The sequence below is a fragment of the Maribellus maritimus genome (assembly GCF_022267315.1).
Lineage (GTDB): Bacteria > Bacteroidota > Bacteroidia > Bacteroidales > Prolixibacteraceae > Draconibacterium > Draconibacterium maritimum.
The window spans coordinates 1-25,753 of record NZ_JAIKLE010000058.1; the positions used below are offsets into that span (position 1 = coordinate 1).

Here is a 25,753-nt window from a genome sequence, read left to right on the forward strand (position 1 = left end):
CACCTTTTATTCTGTAGGGCCAGTTAATACTGACAATACGGAAGATTATGGTATAGTTCCATTTGATATATTTTGGCATGAAATGGAACTTTTCAAGTGACCTGTCAGGTGACCTTTATAATGGTTTATTTTCCAGTTAATGGTTAAACCCCTGCAACTTCATTGCAGCAGCTTTGGTTTCTACAAATTTCATAGATTTACAGTATGGTCGATAATCGAAGTACAAGCCATAGTGTAAGTAAGCTATCTGTTCATCTTGTCTGGGTGGTATCAGAACATGTGATTTTAATTCTTATTGATTCAACTGCTTTTTTAAAATAGAAATTAATTCCTCTCTTTTGAAAGGTTTTGTTATATACTCATCACATCCGGCATCAAATGCTTTTTTCTTATCTACATCCATCGCAAATGCAGTTTGTGCAATTATTCGTATATTTTTATTTATACGTTTTATTCTTCTAATTGCTTCCACCCCATCATACTCTCCTGGCATTTTTATATCCATTAATACCGCTGATATATCAGAGTTTTTATTAAATAAACTTACTGCTTCCTCCCCATTTTTAGCGTGAATTATCCTGAAATAACCTGATAATATATTTCTCAAATACAACAAGTTAACGTCGTCATCTTCAGCAATAATTATTGTTGGTTTTTGGTTAGATTCAATCGTTTCAACCTGTTTAATAATGTTTTTATGTGTTCTTTTTTCATCACTATAAGGAATTGAAACGGTGAATATACTTCCTTTTTCAACTTCAGATTTTACCTCGATTGTGCCATTCAGTGCATCAACATAAGATTTTACAATTGCCAATCCTATTCCTGAACCTTCATAATTCCTACTTAACCGGGTATCAGCCTGCACAAAACGTTTAAAAATTTCTTCCTGTTTATCTTCCGGGATTCCTATTCCTGTATCTGATACAAAAAAGCATACAAAACCTTCTTTTAAATAGTTTCCAAATTCTATTTTACCTTTTTTTGTAAATTTTATGGCATTTTTAAGAAGGTTCATTAATATCCCATCCAATTTATGCCTGTCGGTTTCAATAAGTTCTGAAACCTCATTTTTTACTTCAAAATCCAATCCCTTTTTTCTCATTTCAGGATAAAAGAAATCATAATGATATTGCATTATTTCTGTTAAATCTACTTTCGAATAATTAATTTTTATATCACCAATTTCAATTTTTGATATTTCCACAATATCGTTAATCGTATTCAACAAGCGTTCACCACTTTTATTAATTATTTGAATAAAGCTTGACTTTTTATCTTCACTTAAATCGGGATCTTCTAATAAGTTGGTAAATCCAAGTATACCGTTCATCGGGGTTCTTATTTCATGCGACACGTTTAGCAAAAATGCGGTTTTTAAGCGGTCGCTTTCTTCTGCTTTTTCTTTTGCTTTTATCAATTCCATTTCGGCATTCTTTTTTTCAGTGATATCCTGATTAACACCAAAAGTTTTAACGGTTTTACCATTTTCATCCTTAATTACAAAATACCTGACAGCTATATAGCCAATGCCTCCATCAAAATAATTTATTTTATGTTCTAAATAATTCGTAAAGTTGGGATCATTCGTTGTAATTGCTTTTCCTGATTCCAATGCAACAATATCAGCATCTTCAGGATGAACAAATTCTTTTGCATATCTCATAAGTGGAATCTGATAACCACCTATTTCCTCTGCTGATGTATGGTATATTTTTAAAAGATTATCTGAAAATGTAAATATCTGACTTTCAATATCCAGCTCCCAACTACCAAGTTTTGCAAGATCCTGGGCAACTAAAAGTTTCTTTTCGCTTTCTTCTGCTTTTTCTCTTGCTCCTATTAATTCTTCTTCATACCCTTTTTGATGGGTACTGTCTTTTACAATTCCAAAAAGATGAGTTGGGTTCCCAATTTTATCTAAAATAACTTCTCCTGAAACAAAAATATGTTTAGTTTCTCCTGAAACGGTAATTATACGACATTCGAAATCTTTAAAAACTTTTTCTTCAAAAATAGAGTTAAGATTATTTTGGGCAATAAGATTGTCATCAGGGTGAACCAAATTTAAAAAATCATCGAGTACTGGATTTTTACTCGTATCTTCAAATCCATAAATCCGATATAATTCTTCACTCCAGTTTAAACTAAAATTCTTCAGATTCATATTCCAGCTGCCAACTTTTGCAATGCGTTGTGATTCTATCAAAAGTTTTTGTTTTATTAATAATTCCTGTTCCTGTTTTTTGCGTTCGGTTATATCCTGCAGAATTCCATAAGTATTAACAATATTCCCCTCATCGTTTAACTCTGCGTCTCCCGTAATAATCACGTGACGCATTTCACCGTCTTTTCGGATAATACGGTATTCGTGATCTATAAAATGTTTTTCTTTCTCTATCTTTTTTCGCACGCTGCTAACGTATTCGCGATCGTCCGGATGAACAATTTGATTTAAGAACTCTTGGTTATTAAATTCATCCTCTTTGTAAGGATATCCAAATATGTTAAAGGTTTCTTCCTCGAAAATCAGTTTCCCTTCTTTTAAATTAAACTCCCATGAGCCAATCTTCCCTGCACGTTGTGCTCTTTTCAAAAGTTTACGGCTTCTAAGAAGTTCCTGCTCCTGTTTTTTGCGTTCGGTTATATCCTGAGTAATTCCATAAGAACCAATAACATTTCCGTCACTATTTATATCAACATCTCCCATAACATGTATGTAGCGCTCTTCTCCATCTTTACGGATGATCCGGTATTCGTGATCAATAAATTTTTTTTCCTTTTCCATCCTTTTGCGAATTCTGGAAACATACTCACGGTCATCGGGATGAATATCATCCAGGAAAGCTGAATTATTTAGTTCATGATCTTCGTAGTGATATCCGAATATTTTATAGGTTTCTTCCTCCCAAACCAAACTTTTATCTTCCACATTAAACTCCCAGGAACCAATTTTACCGGCACGCTGCGATCTCTTTAAAAGTTTACGGTTTCTATGAAGTTCCTGTTCTTGTTTTTTTCGTTCTGTTATATCCTGAATATATCCATGCCAAAGAATAGAACCATCTTCCATTTTGGTGGGAGTTGCTCTCCCTTCACCCCATATCGTTTCTCCGTTTGGCAAAATAACCCGGAAAGACTCATTCCAAATCGTCATGTTTTTTGCGGATTGCTGTATCGATTCAGTGATTCTGTCTTGATCTTCCTGATGAATAACTTCGAATACACATTCAGCACTTTCATAAGCCTGTTTCGGGGTAACACCATAAACACTATCGCTTATATAAGGGAAATAGGAAGTATTATCTTTTCGTAAATGATACTGGTAAATAACCCCTGGTAAATGTTTTGTAATTTGTTTAAAACGATTTAATAATTCCAATATCTCCTGGTCTGCTTTTTTTCGTTTGGTAATGTCATTAAACAGCAGTGAAAACTGTCCTTTTTTTGGGGAAGATACCCGAATATCATAGTATCGGTTTAAAGATTCATTGAAACGCTCGTAGGAAAAAGCTTCTCCGTTAAGTGCAACCTCGTAGTATTTTTGGGTAATATCATTAGGCAAGCTAAACGGGCCACCCTTCATTTTTCGGCCAATGAGCTCTTTTCTTTTCAGCCCGGTTTGTTTCTCAAATTCTGCATTTGCTTCCAGCATACGATGGTCAACAGGTTGCCCCTTTTCATCATAGACCAATTCAAGAAGGACATAACCACTTGGCATATTTTCAAAGATATCACGGAACCTTTTCTCGCTTTCCAGTATCTTCTTTTCATAATTTACCCTATCCGTTATATCTCTTACAACAGCTTGGTTACCGCCAGTATTTCCATTGTTGTCGTAAAAAAACTGCGCATTCATTGAAGCATCAAAGGTGGTTCCATCTTTTCTTAGGCCTGTACCAGTGTAATCTAAAGCCTTACCGGTTTTCCGTAAAATTTCAAGCAATACTTCTCTTTCTTTTTTATTTGCATAGAGCATTGTTATAGGTTTCCCTAATAATTCGTCGGCAGAACCACAGCCATACATTTTTAATGCCATTGAATTAAAGTATACAATATTTCCATCCAAATCAGCATGAAAATAAGCATCCTGCATACTATCAAATATATTCTGGAGTCTTCTTTCACTTTCCAATGTTCTATTCTGGGCATTTTTCTGCTCACTAATATCATTTATGGCAACAAGAACTACCTCTTTCGACTTTAAAAAGATAGTTGCAGTATTTATCAGTCCGGTCTTGCTTTCTCCATGTCTATCCTGAACCGTTAGTTCAAAATCTTTAATATTCTTATTCTGTTTAATCTTTGGGAGCACAGTAGAGCTTATAAACTCTTTAGAGATGAAATCGATATCCTGCAAATAGCGATCTTCAAGCTCTTCTTTTGAAAAACCAGTTAAACTCAAAAATGCGTTGTTAACATCTAAAAATTTGAAATTATCTGATTTATCTACCAGGCATTTTGCCACCGGGCTTTTTTGGAAGGAAACTGCAAATTTTTCCTCGGAGTCTTCAAGCTCATTTATTAAATAATTTGTTTCAATAAATCTGCTCAAATTGTTCGCAAAAATTCGTAACAAATTTCTTTCTCCCTTCAAAAAAGGGCCTTCATCTGCCTCTGGTTTTTCTGCCAGATAATAAACCTCAATAGAGGTTTCGACTATTTTTTCTGAATGAATAATGTCTGTTAACTTCCAGTTTGAAATTTTAAAGTTTGGTGTTTTATATTCGTGTTCACCAAAAATTATTCTGGCACAACTTATCTCCGGAAATTGCCAAACGGTAGGAATTAACTCAACAATCTTTTGTAATACTGTATCGAAAGAAAGGTCTGGCTTTCCTATTAAAGAATTAATCTTGTTAACAGCATGGAGTTCTTTTGTCCTTTGCTTTAGCTTTGCATCTATCTTTTTATTTTCGGTTTGAAGTATTAATATATCATTTATAAGTTCTTGCTTTGATTTATGAGTCAAATTATTGGCTGAATGCATAGTGAGTTTATCCGAAAGATAGCAAAATAAATGATATTGTCAATTATTGGCGCTAACAGTCACTTGGTCGCGAAGGCAAAGGGAGTTTTATCCTAAATTTCTCATGGAACCGAAGGTGACAGACAGTCTCTTGTCTTACGGCTCTTCTGACTCCTGGAAATAACCGGCTTAACTCTAGCCTTAATAAACTTTCCTCTGGTGGGAACATCCCTACCTTTTTTAAGAGTTCCTCCTACCTTTAAGTAGGTTTTCACCTGTAGTAATTTCTGTCTGTTGATTTTAATTTCGCATTAAACAAAATATTTGTGGAAATGAGTGCAAGATTAAGAAATAATCAACCTACAATATTAATACTCGCGGATTTTTCGGATGGAAGCTGGCAAGCCACTTCCTTCGCAATGCAATTTCTTTATAGAAAGAATTCGCCGGTTACAATTTTACAAACCTATCAAAATCCGGGATGGGGGCACTTAATGATGCGTAAACTGAGCCATCATTTAAAGAAAATTACAAAAAATGAGTTGAGAGCTTTAAAAAACAGGCTGTTGACACATTTTAAGGTTGAAAAACAAAAAATAAACACACTCTCTGTTGAAGGAGAACTTAATTCTGTTCTTAATTTTAAGCCGATTATTAATGGTCGGCATAATCTTGTTTTATCAACCCATAACTCTTTTAATGATTCATGCAAAAGACAAAATGGGTGTCTGGAGACAATTATTAATACGGCTCAAAATCCCTTATTCATATTGCCGGAAAGATTTGAAGGAGAAACCTCAAAAAGAATTTTGTTTATAGGAAGCCCCGGGAAAAAACCTTCTGAACAACTGTGCAGTGAGGTTCATGATATATGTAAAAGGACACAATCAAATTTGGAAATACTTTTAGTATTTAAGTCACAAAACCAAAAAGTCCACGAGGATTTACAATCATATTACCACAAATACTTCGAAGGAATTGATTTTACAATTCGTTCGATTCAGCATAAAACAAAATGCAGAGGTATTAATAACTATCTCCAAAATACAAACAGAGATTTAATTGTAATCGAAAATGATTAGTCCATTATAAAGTTGAAAAAAGAAATTACCATTTAGCAACAAGCGAGTTATGGAAAAGAAAGAATATAGTATTTTGGCCCTTATTTCTCCCACAAAGGAAGGTGAAACAGTTTTAAAAGAAGCTCTGTATTTGCAGAGTACCCTTGAAGTAAAGCTTGTTATTTTAAATGTAATACAAGAGCCTACTTTTTTTGAACGAAATTTTCAACCACAGGAGATTGAAGCAACAATAGAAAAAGCCAAAAAAGAACTGACTGCTTTTGTTGAGAATGTGGTTGGGAAAAAACTGGCAGACAATATTGTAGTTTCCGTTCGTGCAGGTAACCCGGTAGATGTTTTATTAGAAAAATCAAAAACAGACAGTCTTGAATTTTTATTAGTAGACAAAAGCAATGGCCATTATCCGGGAGCCTTGGGGAAAGACGAAGTTAATGAATTGGTTAGTTTGTCGAAATGTCCGGTTTTAACTGTAAATAAAGATTTTGGTGTGCCTGATATTAAAAACATCGCAATTCCTATTGACATAAACCAGTCGACGAAAAAGAGACTTTTATGGGCAACGTTTTTAGCAAAAAAGCATAAAGCAAAAATTACAATTTTATCTGCACTTAAAGCAGACATTAACGTAAAGAAAAGTCTTGCGCTAAAAAATGCACGAAAAATTCGACATTTACTTTGGGAGCATGACATAAAATGTGATATAAAAATACTGAAAGTTTACGACCGGGAGTCACACCAGGTTGTTTTGAAGTATATAAAAGAAGAAAAACCTGAGTTGGTAATCATTCGGACCCATCAGGAATCTATATTCTCGAATACCAGCATTGGAAGATTTGTTTCTGAAATAGTGCATGGTAGCAAGCGACCGGTATTTACGGTCAACTATACACCAAATCCGGTTGACTCGCTTTTTCTTTGATAACGGAAAATTAAATAGCCAAGTTAATTAAATATATCATGCTTATTAAAATTAAAAACTCAATGTTTATAAACAGTCTCCTTTCTATTTTATCAGTTAATAATGGTTTGAGCACCGCTGTACTTTTTTCTAACAAAGCTTGCGTAATAAAATGTCCATCCCATTCAAAATATGATATTGGTTAAGCGTAATAGACAAATGCTTCTTGCTGAAATACCGAAACAAAAATGTTCTTGATTACTCCATGTTGGGGAATTAATTGGTAGTGAAAATTTTTAGACATTCTATATAAAGTAACATGAATAATACTAAAACCAGAACAGGCAAACTCACATCTATTCAGGATTCGTTGGTAAAAGCACGATTCTATGGAAATGTAATAATGGGTGAAACAGCCAATGTCATTGTAGATGGGAAATCGTTACAAGCCGAAGTATTACAGATAGTTGCCGATCCTAAATATGAGGACGCGGGGATTGTCGAAATGCAAGTCTTTGAAGATTTGACCGGTGCACAGATTGGTGATCAGGTGGAATTTACCGGAAAGTCGTTATCTGTGCTTCTTGGCCCGGGATTGTTAACCAGTATTTGGGACGGACTTCAAAATCCTTTATACAAATTAGGTGAACAAAATGCTTATTTGGTACCTGGCATGAAAGCTCCTGCTCTTGACGAAGAAAAGTTATGGGACTTTACCCCCTCTGTAGCTATTGGAGACAAAGTAACCGGTGGTGACACCATAGGTACAGTTCCAGAAGGACGCTTGCAGCACAGTATTTTAGTACCTTTCAATTTTGGTAAGTGCAAGATTGAAAGCATCATCGGAAAAAGTTCAGTAAATATCACAGAAAAGGTTGCTGTTGTTTTGGACAGTCAGAATGTAAGACACGAGTTAAAGCTGGCATTTCGTTGGGCTGTTAAGTCTCCTATTCCGTTTAAGGAACGTGCGATTCCAAGTAAAACTATTTCAACGGGAGTACGTGTGATTGATTTGCTGGCACCTGTCAGTTACGGTGGAACTGTTGGAAACCCCGGTCCTTTTGGTGCCGGAAAAACGGTATTACAACACTCGTTGTGTAAATATGCTTTAGCCGATGTTATAATTATGGCAGCTTGTGGCGAACGTGCCGGAGAGGCTGTGGAGGTATTTAAAGACTTTGCCGAGTTGGAAGATCCGTCTACCGGTGACTCGCTGATGAACCGAATGTGTATTTTTGGCAATACCAGTTCGATGCCTGTTGCGGCACGCGAGGCAAGTGTGTTTATTGCATTAACTGTTGGCGAATATTATCGTTATCAGGGCTACAATGTGGTGCTTCTGGCCGATTCCACTTCGCGCTGGGCTCAAGCACTTCGCGAACGTAGTGGTCGTCAGGGTGATATTCCTGGACCGGAAGCTTTCCCCATGGATATTCCTGATCAGATTAAAGGAATGTATCAACGTGCCGGTGCCGACCAGGGAACAGGTGGTTCCTTAACCTTTATCGGAACAGTGTCTCCCGCTGGCGGAAACTTTCAGGAGCCTGTAACCCAGGCAACAATGGATGCCACCGGTGGTTTCTGGGGCTTGTCGCAAGACCGTGCTGATGCAAAAAAATATCCGGCAATCGATCCGCTTGCTTATACTTCGTCGGTATACGATAGCTTTATTTCGTGGAATGACCGCAATAAAATGTTGCAAACGCTTCAGGAGGCCAATGGTATTGACCAAACGATAAGTACCATTGGGTTAAAAAAAGTTCCGGTTGAAAAGTACATTTTATATCAAAAAGGACTAACCATTGATTTTTGTGTGATGCAACAAAATGCTTTTCATAAAATGGATGCCTGTACGCGTCCGGAACGCCTGATTATTATTAATGAAGCTGTACAGAAGCTGATTGACAGTTCCATTGATTTTGCCCGGGAAGACAAGGAGGATGAAGAGGTGAAAGAGTTGGTGAAGGCAAAATTTGATGAATTGCGACAGTGGTGGAAAGACTGGAATGTAACCGCTCAAAGTTTGGATGAAATGGCAGTTCTTCATGAGAAAATTGAGCAATTTATTTTACAAGAAGAGTACGCACTATGATACGAAAAGAAATAAACAGAATAAGTGAAGTGGGTAAGGCTTTGATTTCCGTAGAGGGAAATCCAGGTGTTGCACTTAACCATGTAGTTGAACTGTTGGAAGCAGAAACCAACCAAAGTCTTTCGTTTGCCAAAGCGATTAATATTACCGAAGAAATAACTCGTTTTCAGGTTTTTAACGGAACGCAGGGCTTAAGCACACAAACCAAATTACGCATGCATGAGGTGCCGTTATCTGCCGGCTTTTCTTACAATATGCTTGGTCGCAGTTTTGATGGGATAGGGGATGTGGCAGATGGCGGTCCTGAAATTATTTTCGACAAGCAAATTTCAACACGTTTAGATACTCTAAATCCTACGGTTCGTTTGGTTCCCAAACAACCACTTTGGACGGGTATTCCAATGATTGATGTGTTCAATACGCTGGTAAAATCACAAAAGATCCCAATTTTTGCGGGTCCAACGGAGCCTTACAACCGTTTACTTTCGCAGATTGCTCAAGGTGCACAGGCCGATGTAATAATTTTTGCCGGTATAGGTTTGAAATTCGACGAGTATCACTACTTCAAAGAACAACTTTCGCAATCGGGAAATATCGACAAGACAATAATGTTTACGCACCTTGCCGGTGACTCGCAGATTAAAGGATTGATGCTGCCGGATGTGGCTTTAAGTGTTTCACGCGAATTTGCCGATCAGGGAAAAGACGTGTTGGTGTTGCTGACCGACATGACCAACTGGTCGAATATTTTGCGTAACGTGGCCAACTACCAGGATCAAATTCCATCATTACAGGGCTATCCCGGATCACTATATTCTGAATTGGCCAAACGCTATGAGGTTGCTGCCGACATTGAAGGGGCTGGTTCCATAACCATTATTGGGGCAACGACGCTTGAATCACTTGAAGATCCGGTGCCTGATAATACAGGCTACATTACCGAGGGACAGTTTTTTCTTGAAAATGGCAAACTAAAACTGGCACGTTCACTTTCGCGCTTAAAACAACAGGTTAATGGCGATACACGAGCCGACCATCGCCCAATTATGACAGTAATGGCTTCATTACTTGCTGATGCAGAAAAAGCATATGAGGCAGCAGAAGTGGGGGCAGCAAACGATACATTCTCCCAAAAGCTTCTTCGGTACCGTGAAGATTTTATAAGGAATATGGAGGAACCTTTTGGTGAATCCATAGAGTTGGAAGCCGCATTGGACAAATGCTGGGATATTTTGAAGCGACATTTTGAGCCAACCGAAACAGGATTGAGTAAAAAACTGATTGAGCAATATTGGAATTAATCATTAATCAGAAAAACAGATGAAACAAAATAGAGAAAATCTGGATGGAATTGTTTCCAAGTTAAAAGAACAGGGTATTAATGCCGGAGAAGAGGAGAAACAACGCATAATTGAAAATGCACAGCAACAGGCTGAAAAATTGATTGCTGATGCGAAAGCAACAAGTAAAACAATTGTTGAAGAGGCAGAATTCAAAGCTTCACAAATTGAAAAAAATGCACAGAAAGCAATTGCTCAGGCGTCACGCGATATGGTTGAAGCTACCAAAATTGCCCTGTTAAACCATCTGAAATTGGTGTTTGGCAAAGAATGCAAAACTTTATTCAGCCAGGAAGAATACCTGAAAGAACTGCTTAAGGTTGTTATAGCTTCTATTTCCGGAAAAAAATCGATTAAAGTGCCTCCGGAGTTGCAAAAAGAAATGGAAGCCTTTCTTTTAAAAGAAACTCTTCAGGAAGAAGTAACATTAAAACCACTTTCGGCAAGCAAAGCGAAGATAAAAGTGAAATCGACCGATAAAGACGGAATTAGCTTTGTGGTGAGCTCAAAAGAAATTGAGACAGGCTTATTTTCTTTGCTAAATAAAGATTTGGTTGCTCGTATCACTAAAAATAAGGAGGACTAAATATGTCAAATATGGTTTATCTTATGACCAGTTTGCCATCGTTGTCCTTTGATCATCTGCCACCTATTACAATTGATGAATTTAACGATGAAGCAAAGGCTCAGTTGTCTGTCCGACATTTTAGGCTGCTTGAATCGGTTGATATTCAGCAATTGAATACAGAAGTTGGGAAAAAAAGTATTGCCTTGTTCCTTAAAACTATAAAAAAAGATCAGGCAGAGGTTCGGAAAGCCAAATTGCAAAACCGTCAGGCGCAACCCGAACGTTTGCCGAAATCGGCACTTTCGGGAAATCCGTTGGAGCGCGAAATAAAAATTTTGCAGTGGCAGTGGCAGGAACTTCTTGATATGGAAGCAGGTAAAACTTTCACATTAATCGAAGTATTGGTTTACAAACTAAAATTACAGATAGTAAGTAGATTGTATTCTTTTGACCCAAAGAAGGGAGCCGAGGTTCTTGCATCGGTGGTAGATCCGGTGAAAAACAGAAAGGACAAATAATGGCAGGTATGAAAATAAAATATACAAAAACAGAACGCGCCCGTCAGAAAAAAATTCTGAAGGTTTCGGAAAGAATGCTGCCCTTGTTTGAAGCGATGGAAAAATCGTTAATGGCAACAATAAATACCATCGCTGAGCGGATTGAGCAAATTCGTGGAGAGATCGAAAAGAACCGAAAAGCAGCAGAACCATGGATCGCTGTAATGAGTGACTCATGGGTAAGCATCAATGAATTTATTTCGGTAAATAAAATCATTACAAAAACGGTTGATGTGGCCGGTGTCCGTGTTCAACAATTCGTTAAGGTTGATTTTAACATCATGGCAATTGATGAGGATACACCTTTGTGGGTTGACGACGCCATTGAACTTATGCGGGAACAACTACAGTTGCTTGCCGAAATTGAATGTTTAAAAGAACAAATCAATCTTTTAGAAGAAGAGTTACTGGATGTTCGGGCACGTGTTAAACTGTTTGAAAATCGCCGGATTCCGAATGCAAAACTCGCTATTCGCAAAATTGGGCAAAAGCTACAGGATGACGAACGTCTTACAATTGCTACAGCAAAAGTGGTAAAAACCAGTAAACAAAAGGAGGGCAAGCTATGATAGCAGAAATGAAAAAGATAATGCTTTTTATGCCTGACTCTGCTGTTGATATTGATGCCGAACTTACTACTTTGGGGCAACTTGGTGTAATACACATTGCTCCGCTTCAGGCAGCAAAACACGAATCGATCGAACGGGTTGATGCACGTATAAAACAACTGGAAAAAGCCATTGCAGTGCTTAATCGCTACGGTGATGAACAGCACGACCGTCCTGATGAAGATGAAATTACCGATTACTCGAAACTGGAGCGAGGTGCAGTTTTTCTTATGGAAAAGGTATTGGATGCGGAACACCTTCGCCAGGAGCTGGAAGATAAGAAACTCAATCTGTCTAGCGATATCAAGTGGTTTAAACAATGGGGGAATACTACTTTAAAGGATATAAAAGATCTCAATCAGAAGGGAGTATGGATAAAACTTTACTTGCTCGACGATAAATCTTTAAAGCAATTTTTAGACCGGGATGATATCCAGGTGGTTGGCAAGTTAAACGGCTTAAATCAGGTTGTTTTACTAACAAAATGTGCCGATGAAGGACTACCGGAATTGGAAGAACTTCCTTTTCCTCAATTGGAATTAGAGGATGCAAAAGAACTGTTAAAAGCTACAAACAAAGCTTTGGAAAGTAACAAAAAGCTTTTGTCTCAATTGTACGCACAAAAAGCTGTTTTAGAGGATGGTTTAAAAGAAAGATTGCGGCGTTTTAGTGTTCGCAATGTGCAGTTTGGAGGTTTGTCTGTCGATAAGCAAGTACGTTTCTGGAAAGGATACATTCCAATTGAATATGTTGAGCAGTTTGTCAAAGCAGCTGAAAAACACCACTGGGGATATGTAATTGAGGACCCTTTACCCGAGGAAATGGAAGAAGTTCCTACCCTTGTACGTACTCCGCGTTGGGCACAACGTATTCAACCAGTGATGGATTTTATGGGACTTGTTCCCGGCTATAAAGAAATGGATGTATCCAGAGTATTTATGGTATTTTTTACCTTTTTCACGGGAATCCTTGTAGGAGATGCCGGCTATGGATTGGTGTTTTTATTGCTGACGTTTTTGGTGCACCGAAAGAAGAAGTTTGTTAAACAAATTGAGTTTGGTTTGATTTACACTCTTTCTTTGTCTATTCTTTTTTGGGGGGTGTTAACCGGAACATATTTTGGGTCGGAAGTGATTGCTGATCTTCCCGTATTGCGTCATTTAAGAATCGAAAAACTTTCCAGTTTTGGTGGCGATAGTATTGTTGTACAGAAACTTATGTTTTTGGTTGGCGCAGTTCACCTTAGCGTTGGACATCTGCAGGTGGCTTGGAAGTTTAACAATAGTGTAAGAGCCCTGGCTCAATTCGGCTGGATTGCAATTATTTGGGGCTTGTACCTTATCGTAAATCAGATGGTTTTAGGAATCGAAACTCCACCAATAATGCTTTGGCTGTTTGTTGGAGGAACATTGTTTATTGCTTTGTTTTCAAAACCCGGGAAAAATTTCTTTAAAGGCATGCTTAGCTCAATAGGTAATTTGCCTCTAAGTATAATCAACGGCTTTTCCGACATTATTTCATACATCCGGCTTTATGCGGTTGGTTTATCTACCGTATTAATGGCTGCGAGTTTTAATCAAATGGCCATTGGCGATGGTGTTACAACTCTGGTTTCCGGAATTGGAGCGGTACTGGTTCTAATTTTGGGGCATGGGTTAAATATGGTTTTGGCTGCAATGGCCGTATTGGTTCATGGTGTTCGCTTAAATATGCTGGAATATTCCGGGCATGCAGGAGTCGAATTCTCAGGAAATGAATATACCCCTTTTAATTTGAAGGACAATTAATAATAAATTTTTAACAGTATAAAAATGACTTTAACAACAATTTTAGCAACAACAGTTACCGGCTTTGGCGGACACGCCATTGCACTGGGAATAGCAGGTGTAGGTTCCGCAATTGGAACCGGTATCGCAGGCATGGGAGCCGTAGGGCTTTGGAAACAATCAATCAGAGAAAAGAAAAAACTTCCTTCGCTGGCTTTGGCCATGGTTGGAATGCCTTTGAGTCAGGTAATTTACGGAATGATTTTTATGACTTCGATGATTGGAGCCAATCTTAATCCTGACAGTTATACGAATCAGATGATTTGGGCCTTTTTTATCGGTATTGCTATTGCCGCTTCAGCTATTATGCAAGGCAGAGTGGGGGCTGCTGCTTGCGCCAATTTAGCTGTGGATGCTAAACAAGGTTCAGGTATGTACATTGCAGCAATGGGTATTATCGAAACCGTTGCTCTTTTGGCCATGGTGTTTGGTATGGGAGGTATTCCAGGTGCTTAATAAAACTAAAACCATTCTCCCGCAGAATAACTGCGGGGGATTTATCCCCAAAATCTAATACAATTGAATATCTTTAACAAAGAAATTATTCAATTTATAAAATGAGTTTAAAAATTGTTTTTAGAGGAAAGGTCTTATTGGCAGTCATTATTTTTACCACAATTACCTGTACAGGAATTATTTATATCTCCGTAAAAAGTTTGCAACTGGATCGAGAGCACCTTCTGTTATTGAAACTTTCTAAAAACATCGATCTTGAGATATCACACAGCAGAATTTTTTTTAATGACTATTTTTTATTTAACGACTCCTTAAAAAAAACAACAGTCTTAAATTCTTTTACAAACACAAATAAATCGATAACCTCCCTCGACTCTCTAATTGGAAAAAAATACAAAGGTAATACGGAATTTGATCTTCGCAAGTCACTTGAGACTGTTACCAAAGAAGTAAAAGAATTAGAGAATGAAGTAACAGCGGCACTGCTAAACAAAGCAAAAGATTATGATGTTGCCATTTTAAACAATTATCGCCATTTTCAGCTTGCCTTTCAGGAATTGGAAAAGAGGATTGCTCAATACATTCTTCATGAAAATATTAAGTTCAAACAACGTGTCGTTACACTTGTTCTTCTAACTTTTTTTCTGCTATTATTTTGTATATTTTTGATTTACAGAATAATCAATTCTTATAATGCTATTGAGAAACAACAGGCTGTCAGGGCTCTTGAGGTTGAATACAAAGAACGTAAGAGAATAGCGGCAGACTTGCACGACGGATTGGGCTCGATTTTGTCGAGTATTGCACTTTTTATTAAATTAATTGAAAAAGATTGCAACAATAAAGCCGAGAACAAAAGTCTGATTCAGGTTAAAGAGTTATCGGGAATAGCTTTAGAAAACCTCGAAGCAATAATAAACAACCTAAATCCTTCAATTTTAAATAGATATGGTCTGGTAAAATCGCTGGAGATCCTATGCGACAGAATAAATGAGACCGGAAAAATTACCTGTATTGTTAATTCAAACAATACGGAACTGAAATTAGAGCCAAACATCGAATTAAATATTTACCGCATTTGTAATGAGTTAATTAATAACACGCTTAAACACGCTGATGCAACCGAACTTTTCCTCGACATTCAGCAAATAAAAAGGACACTTACTATTTTTTATCGAGATAACGGTAAAGGATTCGATACCAGCCTTATTTATACCTCTGACGAAGAGAAAATGGGACTGCGCAACATTGTCAACCGATTGGAGTCGTATGGAGGCAGATATACAATCAATAGCGGAGAAGGAAAAGGTGTGGAAATTATGTTAATTTTTAATCTGTAATACACAAACATGAAAAAAACAACTATTATTATTGTTGACGACCATAAAATCTTCAGAGATGGTTTGATAATGTTATTAAATAATTTTGATTTTGTGTCAGTTGTTGGACAGGCATCAAATGGCGAAGAATTTTTGGAAATTCTCAATAACGTAGCTCCGGATATTGTTTTAATGGATATTAATATGCCAAAAATGAACGGTATTGAAGCTACAAAACAAGCGCTAAACAAGTACTCCGAAATAAAAGTAATTGCATTAACTACTTTTGCCGATGACGAATATATTGAACAAATGATATCTGCCGGGGTAGAAGGATATATGCTAAAACGCTCAGATATTGAAGATTTTGAAAGAGCCATAAAAAAAGTTGCCGGAGGAGGTAGTTATTTTTCTCCCGAAATCATAAAAGTAATCTCTCGCAATTTATATAAAGATAAAAAATGGAAGTCTGGTGAGGAAAAACTTACCAGGTTTACATCACGCGAAAAAGAGGTTTTAGGCCTGATTTGTAAAGGGCTAAATAACGAGCAAATTGCCGATTTAATTCATTTAAGTCCTAAAACCGTAGAAAAACATAAAAGCAATCTCTTCCAAAAAACAGATACTTTTAACACTGTTAATCTGGTTATTTATGCGTTTAAAAATCAACTTATTTCGCTATAGTTTATATTTTGATTTTTGCTCGTTTTTTATGTCGATTCCCTGCACAGGAATCTGCTTTCAGTTGAATTGTCTTGTAGGTTTTTATTCTCTATTGCATCTTCCGCAGGATGGGCTTTGAGCAAACCACGTGGATTTCTTTGATAGGTTTACCCGATTTACTAAAAGGGAAACAGTTTGCGAATTTCTTCATCAGACGGTCTTCTGCCATATTCACAAATTTCAAATGCTTCTGCCTGTTTTACTGAACTACTTTTACCTTCTCCATACCATTTAATAAGGCCTTTTCTGACATTTTCTTTAACATGTGGATTTCTCCATTTAGCCAGCCATTTTAACCTTTCCTCTTTATTCTCAGGAACCTGCTCCAGTGTTCCGTTTGTCCACGGGAGCCACTCAAAGAACTGCGATTCGTGGGCAGACATAGCATATATTTTTTGATCAAAAACTTCTGTTATATCGATTACTATATCAGGTTCAAACGGATATGGTTTTTGAAAGTTGTCCTCAGTATATAAAAACACAGGATTCTTTTTTAGAGGAGGAGTGTCGGGCGCAACATTAGGAACAATCACCATATAAGCTGCATCCTGAATTAGTGTTGCAGTATTTCTGTGATCAGGGTGATAATCGTTTGGACGAGGGCCGATAACCACATCGGCATTCCATGCTCTTATCAACCTTATGAGTTCTAAGCGCACTGGGAGGGTTGGCATCAGTTCCCCATCGTGATTATCAAGCACAATATATTCCACTCCAAATCTCTTTCCGGCTTCTTTTGCTTCAGCCCGCCTTATTTTAGCAAGTGCTCCGCCTCCTTTTTCATGATGACCCGCGTCTCCGTTTGTAACCGAAATAAAAAGCACATTATGTCCCGCTTTGGCAAATTTTATAGCTGTCCCTCCTGCATCAATATCACAGTCGTCAGGATGTGCACCAATAATCACTACATTAATTTTTTCTCCCGAAAAAGCGTACAAAGAGAACACACAAACAAGGAAAATGTGGATGAAAAATTTTTTCATAAATGAATCGGATTAAATTTCTAACATAAATTTAAGAATTCAGTTCGAAATTTAAAAAATAGTTAAAATATTATCCAATTAGCAACTAGTTTTTAATCTTTTAGGACTACCTCTTATTTTGTTTTAACTTTCTGGAAATAAGACAATTTTTTAAATTGTGTTTTAATTGGTGTGACAAAAATCACATGAATGTTGCAACGGTCGTTTATTTTTGCAAATTTTTAAAAAGTTAAGCGAATTATTGTGTTAAATAGTCGAATAATTGTGAAAAAATGTTAATTGCTCGATTTTTTTAATATTTTCGTACAGTGAATTTATTGTCTGTTTTAGTTAATTAATTTTAATTATTAAAAATTTATCTATGAAAAAAATTGCGCTAATGCTGTTTGGCATTGCCATGTTTGGCATGCTAGTAGTTGAAGCTCAGGTAAAGAGTATCTCCGGAACTGTAACAAGTTCAGAGGATGGTACTGGGATTCCTGGAGTTTCAATTGTTGTAAAAGGTACCACTATCGGTACAACTACCAACATGGACGGAGAATATCAGTTAAGTGTCCCCAATGATGCACAAACATTGGTTTTCTCATTTGTTGGAATGAAAAGTATTGAAGCACCGATTACCGGAACAACTGTTAGTGTTTCGATGGAATCTGATTATATTGGTGTTGATGAAGTTATCGTAATGGGGTATGGAACCCAGGGAAAAAGTGAAATAACAGGCTCCACCGTCCAGGTTGGTGGAGAACAATTGGAAAATATGCCGGTTGCAACAATCGAACAGGCCTTGCAGGGTAAAGTTGCCGGAGTTTCTATTACAGCCTCTTCCGGTACTCCCGGTTCGGTTCAGGATATTCGAATAAGGGGTAGAAGTTCTATCACTGCTGGTAATGAACCTTTATATGTAATTGATGGTGTTCCAGTTGTAAACTCTGACGTTTCCCTTGCCACTTCAGGTTCAAATTTATCTGCTTTGGCCAGTTTAAATAGTAACGATATCGAAAGTCTTACTGTACTTAAAGATGCTTCGGCAACTGCTGCCTATGGTGCTCGCGGAGCAAACGGTGTTATCGTTATTACCACAAAAAGCGGGAAATCAGGTGAAGCTAAAATTAATTTTAGCGCCACTTATGGTTTTTCAAACGATGCAACAGATGGTCCTGATGTATTAACAGGTGCTCAAAGAGAAGAATTGTTTTATGAAGCAATTTATAATACGTACGGTTCTGCGTATGATTTTGATGAAGCCGGTGCAAAAGATTTTTATGAAAGTTACCCAAATACATTTGGTTCCGATTATGTAGTATGGAATGAAGCCGGGCGCCCTGAAACTAACTGGCAGGATGTTATTACCAATAAAAATGCGCCAATGCAGGAATATAATCTATCTGCAAGTGGCGGTATAGATGCAATGAGTTATTATGCTTCTTTTGGATATTTTGACCAAGAAGCGACCGTTATTGGTTCCGATTTCAAACGTCTTTCAGGAGCTTTAAACCTTACGGCTGATATTAAACCAACACTCACTTTTTCTACAAGAAATAATGCTTCTCATTCCTATCAGGATGGATTGCTTGAAACAAGTGCATATTTCTCTAATCCGCGTACAACAAAATATTTTATGCCTCCGATTGAGCAACCTTATCTGGAAGATGGCTCTATAAATATCTTTGGAACTTCTATGCCAAACCCATTGTGGATTGCCCAGGAAGACATTGATGACTCAAAGTTGACACGGATAATATCCAATAACTCTTTAACCTGGGATACTCCGGTAGAAAACTTAATTTTTACTTCAAGGGTTAATATTGATTACCAGGTATACAACTACAAACGTTACCGTAATCCGGTAAGAGGAGATGGTGATAGTTCTTTTGGATATGGTTGGGTAGCAAATCGTAACAGAGCAAATTATGTATTCCAGAATTCATTGGATTATTCTTTTGACATTGACGGTGGACATAATTTTGATGTTAAAGTACTACAAGAGTTCCAAAAAAACAGATTGTTGTTCATGGAAACCGATGGAGATAATTTTTCTGATATAGGCTTAACAAATTTAAATTCAGCAGGTAATCCTACCGCTGCAAATTCATGGTTTACAGATTGGTCAATTGCTTCGTATTTAGGTATGGTTCATTATTCATACAATGGGAAATATATTGCCGATGCTACTATTCGTCAGGAAGGAAGTTCACGTTTTAGCGATGATAATCGTTGGGGTACTTTCTGGTCTGTAGGAGGTGCATGGAATATTCACCGGGAATCATTCATGTCTGATATAGAAGTGATTAATAATCTGAAATTGAGAGCTTCATATGGTGTTACAGGTAATGCCAATATTGATTTAAATCAGTATCAGGAGTTACTTAATTTTGATTCTGACTATGCAGGTGAAGGAGCTTCGTATCCAGGAAACTTTGGAAACCCCGATTTAACCTGGGAGACCTCGCATACAGTTGATATAGGTATTGACTTTGGTATTTTGAAAAACAGAATTACTGGTTCTGTTGGTTACTTCAGAAGAGAATCAAAAGATCTCTTGCTGGATGTTCCTCTTTCTTTAACTACCGGCTTTGAAGAGCAAACCTTAAATATTGGTAGAATGGAGAATAAAGGTTTTGAGGCCGAATTGATGATTGATGTTGTGCGTATGAATGATTTCAATATTTCAATAGGTGGTAATATTGGAACTGTTGAGAATAAGGTGCAAGAATTGGCTGAGGATATCAACGGAGATGAGATCAATATTACCGATCAAACACAGCGTGTTGAAACAGGACATCCTGCATACGGATGGTATATGCCAACCTGGGCAGGAGTAGATCCTCAAACAGGTGATGAGTTGTGGTATGTTGATGGCGAAGGAAGTGAAACTACTTCTAACTTTAATGATGCCAATCAGGTTTGGCAGGGAGGAAGTGCGATTCCAACGTTGACTGCTGGACTTAACTTACATATTGATTTTAAAGGTGTATTTCTTGATTTGAATGGGTATTTTGCAGGAGGACATAAAGTATATGAAGAATGGCACCGTTATACACATGGTACAGATGTTTATTCTGTAGCATATTATCAGGGTGTTGCTGCTTTGATGGATAGATGGCAGGAACCTGGTGACGAAGGAACACGATATGGTAAAATTGAATATACAGGAAGACCCTGGCAGCGCCATTCAAAATTCCTGTACGACGGCGATTATTTCCGTTTAAAAGACGTTACTTTAGGATATGACTTACCTCAAAGTGTTACCAGTATGATAAACGTTGATGGGTTGAGAGTATTTGTCAGAGGTACAAATATGTTTACATGGGTTAAAGACGAGTACTTGGAATATGACCCGGAAGTTGATGTGTCTGGATATACAGAACTGACACAACCACCAATTAAATCAGTTATTTTTGGACTTAATTTAAATTTTTAGGAAATTATGAAAACAGTAAATATATTAGCTAGGATAACAATGGTGTTTGTGCTTTTGGTTTCCATTAACGCATGCACCACAGACGATCTGGATCCATCCTTGGAACAGAATAAGCTTATACAAGGGGGAATTACTTCTGTCGACAACCTTTATGCAATTTTGAAAGGTTCTCTAAGCAGAATGACAGAAGTTAACTATTACGGAAGAGACTATGTTATTAATAACGAGGTTCGTACGGACAATTGTTTTTCGAATGGAAACTCAGGTCGTTTTATAACTCAGGCTACTTTTAGCTATAACGCCAACACTGGTTACTTTTGGGACGAAGCATATGAAGCAATCGCGGGCTTAAATATCATCATAAATGGTGTGGATTTAAACGAACTTGAAGGAGATATGGATTATGGAACTCACCTGCAAGGGCAGGCTTATGCTTTAAGAGCTCTTATTCATTTTGATCTTTTAAAACAATATGGCCAGCAACATGTAGGTGGTACACTTGGAGTTCCATATGTTACAGAATTTAAAGGAGAAGACCTCTTACCGGCACGTAAATCTGTAGAGGAAACTAAACAGTTAATTCTTGGTGATTTGGAAACTGCATTTAACATGATGAGTGAGGACTACTCGTCAAAAGTATTGCCTTCCAAATATTTGGCAAAAGCAATAGAATCAAATGTTGCAGTTTATTTTGGTATGTGGGACAGGGCAATTACTGCTTCTGAAGCTGTTATAAATTCAGGTTTATATGATATCATTTCAGCTAATAGCTTTGCTTCTTCATGGGAAAATGGTCTTGCAGCTAATTCCATTTTTGAACTTGCTTTTAATGAAACAGATAACCGTGGAAGTGATGCGATAGCCTATATATATCGAGGTGGTAGTTATGGTGATGTGCAGGTTATTGATGAGATTGCGGATCTTTATGAAGCGGGTGATGTGAGAGCTGACATCCTGGGGTATGAAGATGATATGTTGAGAAATATGGGTAAATTCCCTGAAATCCAGGGATATGATAATGTTCCTGTGGTTAGATACGAAGAGATTATTTTGAATTATGCTGAAGCGCTTCTGGAAACAGGAGGTGATGCATTAACTGAAATCAATAAGATTACTTCGAACAGAGGAGCTTCTGCTTACGAAACGGTTACAAAAGATGATATCTTAAATGAACGAAGAAAAGAGTTCATTTTCGAAGGAAAACGTTATGATGATTTATTAAGAACCGGAAGTGACATAGAAAAGGTTTATATGCAACAAAATATTGCAGCTACAATTTCTTACGGAGATCACAGATTGGCATGGCCAGTGCCAAAAGCTGAAACTGATGCCAACTCTAATATGATTCAAAACGAAGGTTATTAAAATAACTTCGTTATAAAAAAAGGTTTGCCAAATTACGGCAAACCTTTTTTTGTATATATCCGGTGCAAACTTCTAATCTTCTTTCCATTTCTTTTTTAATTCCTCCATCTCTTTTTTGTGTTTTTCCATCAATTTCTGCCACTCTTTTTGCTGCTCCTCGTTTTTAAAATGTGGCGTTTCAAAATCTTCAGGAGGAAAAATGCTGAAGTGTTCGTTTAACTGCTTTTCAAATTCTTCAAAACCTGGAAAATTGAATTCCGGCGACAGGTTTCCGGGGTCATTAAAATAGAAATATTGCGTCAATGAGTCTGTGTCAAAAGGAATAGTTCCCATCATTGTCGAATCAGGAAAATGCCTCTCGAACTTTCTAAAAAACTCTTCGTCATCAAATGGAATGTGCCCCCAATGATCAGGAAAACTAAACCCTCTCATAGCTGAGTCCCCCATAAAATTTTTAAAAAAATCATCGATATTCGGAAAGTCATTTCCTGCAAAAAAATCGTTCTCGGGAAATGAGAATTGGAAAGTGCTGTCGGATGACCATTGGTGGACGTACGTGGAATCAAACTGAATCAGATTTCCGTTTTTATCATACTTTTTGTTGACAATTATTTGTTTATCCGGATTCTTCTTATCCGTATTAACCTGCGCAAAAAGTTGCCAGGAGAACAATAAAAATCCAATTGTAATTATTCCTAACTTTTTCATGGCAATTTTTTTCACAAAATTAATTCAGCGAATGGTAAATAAGTTCTAAAAAGTTTTAAAAGGCGTTAAGGAAAACAGAGATGATAAATTTAACGAAATGTAATAAAGAGAGGCAGCCCTTTTGGGGACTGCCTCTTTTAAGCAATGTTTCATAAATAGTGTAAGCAGATATAACTGAGCAAAAATGCCTTTATTTTATTTAAAGAGGCGCTGAGAAAAATCTGAAAGATAGTTTCTCCAGTTTGCCCAGGTATGCCCACCTTCAGTTTCATTATAAATGTACTCGAAGTTGTGTTCATCCAGTTTTTCTCTAAGCAGTTCCACTCCTTTGTATACAAAATCTTCTTTTCCAACTCCGATGTAAAAGAGTTTAAAACCATTCTGTTTCAATACATTCATATTGGTATCATATGCTTTTAACAGGTCAGTGGTCGTGTCTCCAAATTCCGTTTGTAACCCGATGCTGAAAACCCCCAAATAATTGAACAGATTCGGATTATTCATTCCTGTAATCTGGGTTTGAAGAGCTCCCATAGACAAGCCTGCCAGGGCACGGTTCTCTTTGTCAGATAAAACTCTGTAGTTTTTTTCGATGTAAGGAATAACATCGTTTACAATACTGTTTGGAAATGCTTTTGAACCCATTGTTATTGGACCGCCACCTGCAGGAGATTCATTTGCCCGTTCTGTTTTTTTGTCGGATATAGCTACCGTTTGATTCGGGTTTCCATTTGTCATTACAACGATCATGGGTTTTGCTTTCCCCTGTGCGATAAGGTTGTCGAGAATATAATTGGCACGTCCCAATGATGTCCAGGCATCTTCATCGCCGCCGCCACCATGAAGAAGGTATAACACAGGGTATTTTTCCTTGCTGTCCTGGTATCCGGGAGGAGTATAAACATACATTCTGCGTGTAAGTTCAAGTGTTGGCGAATTGTACCAAACTTTGGAAAGCGCACCGTGTGGAACGTCATTCACCTCAACAAACTCAGAACCTTCTCCGGGTATAATTAACGTACTCGAATATCTTTTTCCGTCGCGCATCGCCTGCGGATTGGTTGGATCAAGAATACTAACGCCATCAATTATAAAATTGTAATGGTACATTGAGGGCTTAAGCGGTTCCGTTTTCGCCGACCAAACCCCATCGGCACTTTTCCCCATTTCAAGTGTTGCTCCCCTGTTCATCCAGCTGCCATTTACAACTACCGATTGTGCTTTTTCAGAATAAAGACGAAAAGTAACACTGTTATTTTGGGCAATTTCGGGTGATATCACCTGTGAGCCTCGTTGTCGCTGAATTTCCTGTGCTTGACTTATGCTGAGAACAAACAACCCCGCGAGCATTATAATAAACTTTTTGAATAATTTATAATGTTTCATAATTTTGAATTTATGGTATTGATTTGAAAACTCTCCCGTCTAATTGACTTATAATTCGAGTTTATTTTCACCGCTTTTTAAATCATAGCTTTTACCTTTCCACAAAAATGTACCGGTAATTGCTGCTGGTAAATTAATTTTAGCTTTTAATCCATTTCCGGAGTTATCGTAGTCAACCACAATTTTTCCATCAGGATGAGGCATTTCCCCGCTTATTTTTTCAAACGAACCCAGATTTGGTTCTATTTTTACTTTTTTAAAATAAGGAGCAGCGCTCTCGATACCAAGGATAAGCCGGTAAGCTTCGATGTTTGGACTTGCACCCCAGGCATGACAATCGGAGCGGGTAGTCTCTACTTCCGAAGTTTCTCCCCAGGTAGTGAGGCCAAGGTCAATATTTTTACGCCATATATCCAGCCAACCGAGGAAATCGTCGCCCATGCCGGCTTTAGCCAGTGCGAGATGCAAATAATATTTAAAATAAATGGTTGCTTGTGTTAATGACTCGTCGGCTAACATTTGCTCAGCAATTTTACCGGCTTGTTCTTCGGTTGTGAGGCCGGCAAGAATGGCCATCGAGTTTGTCTGTTGTGAAAAATTTTGTTTATCGGGCGTGTCTGCAAACAAGTTACGCGAAGCATCCCAGTATTTACTTTTAATGGTTTCTGCCATTTTTTTTGCAAGGCTTGTATACATAGTTGCGTATTCCTGGCTTCCTTCAATTTGTTCCAGTTCAATTCCAGCCTGTAAGGCAAGTAACAATTGTAAATCAAGCAATGCTGTGCTTCCGTCTTCATCTGTAGGTGCTGTTCCCATTCGCCAATCGGTTGCCCAGTCGGTAAAGTTCCAGCCCGGCAGATTTTTAAGCGAGCCATCGTCATCCACAAAACTGATAAAATAATTCAAAATTTGCCTAGAGCCCAGCAACTTATCATTCAAAAATTCAGGATCGCTTCCATACATCAGGTAATCGTGTAACATGCAAACAAACCACATAGAGTAAGTTGCAATAACCTGGTTTTGTGTATCCGGATAGCGGCTTAAAGTATAGCCGTCTTTTTGCCGGGAATTATCCATCAGGTTCAGCGCGTTTTTTGCCAAACGGTCGTCACCGCTATTAAAATAGGAAACAAATAGCTGAATCCTTGCATCACCGATGTATTGCAGCCTTTCGTAATACGGACAATCCATATATGTTTCCACAGCACAGGAGCGGGCCGTACGCCAGCCGATTTCCAGAATTTTATCCAGCTCGGCATCATCGGCATTTAGTTTTGCATTCATTTCAAATGGGTAACCGGTAAAAGTTCCGTAAAAATCTTTAATGGTAAGCGGGGAGTCTTTGGTTTCTACTTTTAATTGTATATAACGAAAACCACGGATATTGTCTGATTTATCGATTTTTGAACACAAAACCCCTTACCCATGAAAAGTGAGGATAAGGGTGTTGTC

The 25,753-nt window shown here is 37.5% G+C and carries 18 protein-coding genes; 13 read left to right on the top strand and 5 right to left on the bottom strand.

Translation table 11 applies throughout. The annotated features are described in order from the left end of the window. Nucleotides 1-292: 292 nt before the first annotated feature. Complete coding sequence (locus K5G00_RS27075; protein WP_238769624.1) at nt 293-4,990, bottom strand: PAS domain S-box protein; 4,698 nt, start codon at nt 4,988-4,990, stop codon at nt 293-295. Nucleotides 4,991-5,301: 311 nt separating this feature from the next. Between K5G00_RS27075 and K5G00_RS27080 the strand changes: the two genes are divergently transcribed. From K5G00_RS27080 to K5G00_RS27130, 11 genes are all read left to right on the top strand, one after another. Continuing rightward, nucleotides 5,302-6,051 carry a hypothetical protein gene (locus K5G00_RS27080; RefSeq protein ID WP_238769625.1) on the top strand — a complete coding sequence of 250 codons (750 nt, stop codon included), beginning with the start codon at nt 5,302-5,304 and terminating at the stop codon, nt 6,049-6,051. 49 nt (nt 6,052-6,100) lie between these two features. Next, nucleotides 6,101-6,970, top strand: a complete 870-nt coding sequence (locus tag K5G00_RS27085) for a universal stress protein (protein WP_238769626.1) — start codon at nt 6,101-6,103, stop codon at nt 6,968-6,970. A 298-nt stretch (nt 6,971-7,268) separates the two neighbouring features. Beyond that, on the top strand, nt 7,269-9,041 hold the full coding sequence (locus K5G00_RS27090) for a V-type ATP synthase subunit A (RefSeq protein ID WP_238769627.1): 1,773 nt from the start codon (nt 7,269-7,271) through the stop codon (nt 9,039-9,041). Further along, nucleotides 9,038-10,342, top strand: coding sequence for a V-type ATP synthase subunit B (locus K5G00_RS27095; RefSeq protein ID WP_238769628.1), 1,305 nt, complete (start codon nt 9,038-9,040; stop codon nt 10,340-10,342). The genes K5G00_RS27090 and K5G00_RS27095 overlap by 4 nt, the downstream gene beginning before the upstream one ends. A gap of 19 nt (nt 10,343-10,361) precedes the next feature. Then, nucleotides 10,362-10,967 carry a hypothetical protein gene (locus K5G00_RS27100; RefSeq protein ID WP_238769629.1) on the top strand — a complete coding sequence of 202 codons (606 nt, stop codon included), beginning with the start codon at nt 10,362-10,364 and terminating at the stop codon, nt 10,965-10,967. Between the two features lie 11 nt (nt 10,968-10,978). Continuing rightward, entirely contained in the window at nt 10,979-11,467 is a 489-nt protein-coding gene (locus K5G00_RS27105; protein ID WP_238769630.1) for a DUF2764 family protein, read from the top strand. Nucleotides 11,468-11,475: 8 nt separating this feature from the next. Continuing rightward, nucleotides 11,476-12,075, top strand: coding sequence for a V-type ATP synthase subunit D (locus K5G00_RS27110; RefSeq protein ID WP_238769631.1), 600 nt, complete (start codon nt 11,476-11,478; stop codon nt 12,073-12,075). An 8-nt stretch (nt 12,076-12,083) separates the two neighbouring features. After that, the gene (locus tag K5G00_RS27115) at nt 12,084-13,901 is read left to right on the top strand and encodes a V-type ATP synthase subunit I (protein ID WP_238769632.1); all 1,818 of its coding nucleotides are present in this window, start codon (nt 12,084-12,086) and stop codon (nt 13,899-13,901) included. Nucleotides 13,902-13,925: 24 nt separating this feature from the next. Further along, a complete protein-coding gene (locus tag K5G00_RS27120) occupies nt 13,926-14,396 on the top strand; it encodes a hypothetical protein (protein WP_238769633.1) in 471 nt (156 codons plus the stop codon). A 101-nt stretch (nt 14,397-14,497) separates the two neighbouring features. Beyond that, complete coding sequence (locus K5G00_RS27125; protein ID WP_238769634.1) at nt 14,498-15,736, top strand: sensor histidine kinase; 1,239 nt, start codon at nt 14,498-14,500, stop codon at nt 15,734-15,736. 9 nt (nt 15,737-15,745) lie between these two features. Next, nucleotides 15,746-16,399 carry a response regulator transcription factor gene (locus tag K5G00_RS27130; protein ID WP_238769635.1) on the top strand — a complete coding sequence of 218 codons (654 nt, stop codon included), beginning with the start codon at nt 15,746-15,748 and terminating at the stop codon, nt 16,397-16,399. A 158-nt stretch (nt 16,400-16,557) separates the two neighbouring features. On the opposite strand, the gene K5G00_RS27135 is transcribed toward K5G00_RS27130, so the two are convergent. Then, on the bottom strand, nt 16,558-17,421 hold the full coding sequence (locus tag K5G00_RS27135) for a PIG-L deacetylase family protein (protein WP_238769636.1): 864 nt from the start codon (nt 17,419-17,421) through the stop codon (nt 16,558-16,560). A gap of 361 nt (nt 17,422-17,782) precedes the next feature. Between K5G00_RS27135 and K5G00_RS27140 the strand changes: the two genes are divergently transcribed. Together K5G00_RS27140 and K5G00_RS27145 are read left to right on the top strand one after the other, a co-directional pair. Then, nucleotides 17,783-20,842: a SusC/RagA family TonB-linked outer membrane protein gene (locus K5G00_RS27140; protein WP_238769637.1), complete on the top strand. Its 3,060-nt coding sequence runs from the start codon at nt 17,783-17,785 to the stop codon at nt 20,840-20,842. 6 nt (nt 20,843-20,848) lie between these two features. Beyond that, on the top strand, nt 20,849-22,207 hold the full coding sequence (locus K5G00_RS27145; protein WP_238769638.1) for a RagB/SusD family nutrient uptake outer membrane protein: 1,359 nt from the start codon (nt 20,849-20,851) through the stop codon (nt 22,205-22,207). 72 nt (nt 22,208-22,279) lie between these two features. Here the strand turns inward: K5G00_RS27145 and K5G00_RS27150 are convergent, their stop codons facing one another. From K5G00_RS27150 to K5G00_RS27160, 3 genes are all read right to left on the bottom strand, one after another. Further along, on the bottom strand, nt 22,280-22,915 hold the full coding sequence (locus tag K5G00_RS27150; RefSeq protein WP_238769639.1) for a hypothetical protein: 636 nt from the start codon (nt 22,913-22,915) through the stop codon (nt 22,280-22,282). 195 nt (nt 22,916-23,110) lie between these two features. Further along, a complete protein-coding gene (locus K5G00_RS27155) occupies nt 23,111-24,301 on the bottom strand; it encodes an esterase (RefSeq protein ID WP_238769640.1) in 1,191 nt (396 codons plus the stop codon). 48 nt (nt 24,302-24,349) lie between these two features. Beyond that, complete coding sequence (locus K5G00_RS27160) at nt 24,350-25,714, bottom strand: alpha-L-rhamnosidase-related protein (protein ID WP_238769641.1); 1,365 nt, start codon at nt 25,712-25,714, stop codon at nt 24,350-24,352. Nucleotides 25,715-25,753 lie beyond the last annotated feature (39 nt).

Excerpts from the sequence above, each read along its gene's own strand:
- K5G00_RS27100 (WP_238769629.1), top strand. The coding sequence starts at position 10,362 with ATGAAACAAAATAGAGAAAATCTGGATGGAATTGTTTCCAAGTTAAAA.
- K5G00_RS27130 (WP_238769635.1), top strand. The coding sequence starts at position 15,746 with ATGAAAAAAACAACTATTATTATTGTTGACGACCATAAAATCTTCAGA.
- K5G00_RS27080 (WP_238769625.1), top strand. The coding sequence starts at position 5,302 with ATGAGTGCAAGATTAAGAAATAATCAACCTACAATATTAATACTCGCG.
- K5G00_RS27125 (WP_238769634.1), top strand. The coding sequence starts at position 14,498 with ATGAGTTTAAAAATTGTTTTTAGAGGAAAGGTCTTATTGGCAGTCATT.
- K5G00_RS27145 (WP_238769638.1), top strand. The coding sequence starts at position 20,849 with ATGAAAACAGTAAATATATTAGCTAGGATAACAATGGTGTTTGTGCTT.
- K5G00_RS27090 (WP_238769627.1), top strand. The coding sequence starts at position 7,269 with ATGAATAATACTAAAACCAGAACAGGCAAACTCACATCTATTCAGGAT.
- K5G00_RS27110 (WP_238769631.1), top strand. The coding sequence starts at position 11,476 with ATGAAAATAAAATATACAAAAACAGAACGCGCCCGTCAGAAAAAAATT.
- K5G00_RS27105 (WP_238769630.1), top strand. The coding sequence starts at position 10,979 with ATGGTTTATCTTATGACCAGTTTGCCATCGTTGTCCTTTGATCATCTG.
- K5G00_RS27140 (WP_238769637.1), top strand. The coding sequence starts at position 17,783 with ATGAAAAAAATTGCGCTAATGCTGTTTGGCATTGCCATGTTTGGCATG.
- K5G00_RS27085 (WP_238769626.1), top strand. The coding sequence starts at position 6,101 with ATGGAAAAGAAAGAATATAGTATTTTGGCCCTTATTTCTCCCACAAAG.
- K5G00_RS27095 (WP_238769628.1), top strand. The coding sequence starts at position 9,038 with ATGATACGAAAAGAAATAAACAGAATAAGTGAAGTGGGTAAGGCTTTG.
- K5G00_RS27120 (WP_238769633.1), top strand. The coding sequence starts at position 13,926 with ATGACTTTAACAACAATTTTAGCAACAACAGTTACCGGCTTTGGCGGA.
- K5G00_RS27115 (WP_238769632.1), top strand. The coding sequence starts at position 12,084 with ATGAAAAAGATAATGCTTTTTATGCCTGACTCTGCTGTTGATATTGAT.
- K5G00_RS27155 (WP_238769640.1), bottom strand. The coding sequence starts at position 24,301 with ATGAAACATTATAAATTATTCAAAAAGTTTATTATAATGCTCGCGGGG.
- K5G00_RS27075 (WP_238769624.1), bottom strand. The coding sequence starts at position 4,990 with ATGCATTCAGCCAATAATTTGACTCATAAATCAAAGCAAGAACTTATA.
- K5G00_RS27135 (WP_238769636.1), bottom strand. The coding sequence starts at position 17,421 with ATGAAAAAATTTTTCATCCACATTTTCCTTGTTTGTGTGTTCTCTTTG.
- K5G00_RS27150 (WP_238769639.1), bottom strand. The coding sequence starts at position 22,915 with ATGAAAAAGTTAGGAATAATTACAATTGGATTTTTATTGTTCTCCTGG.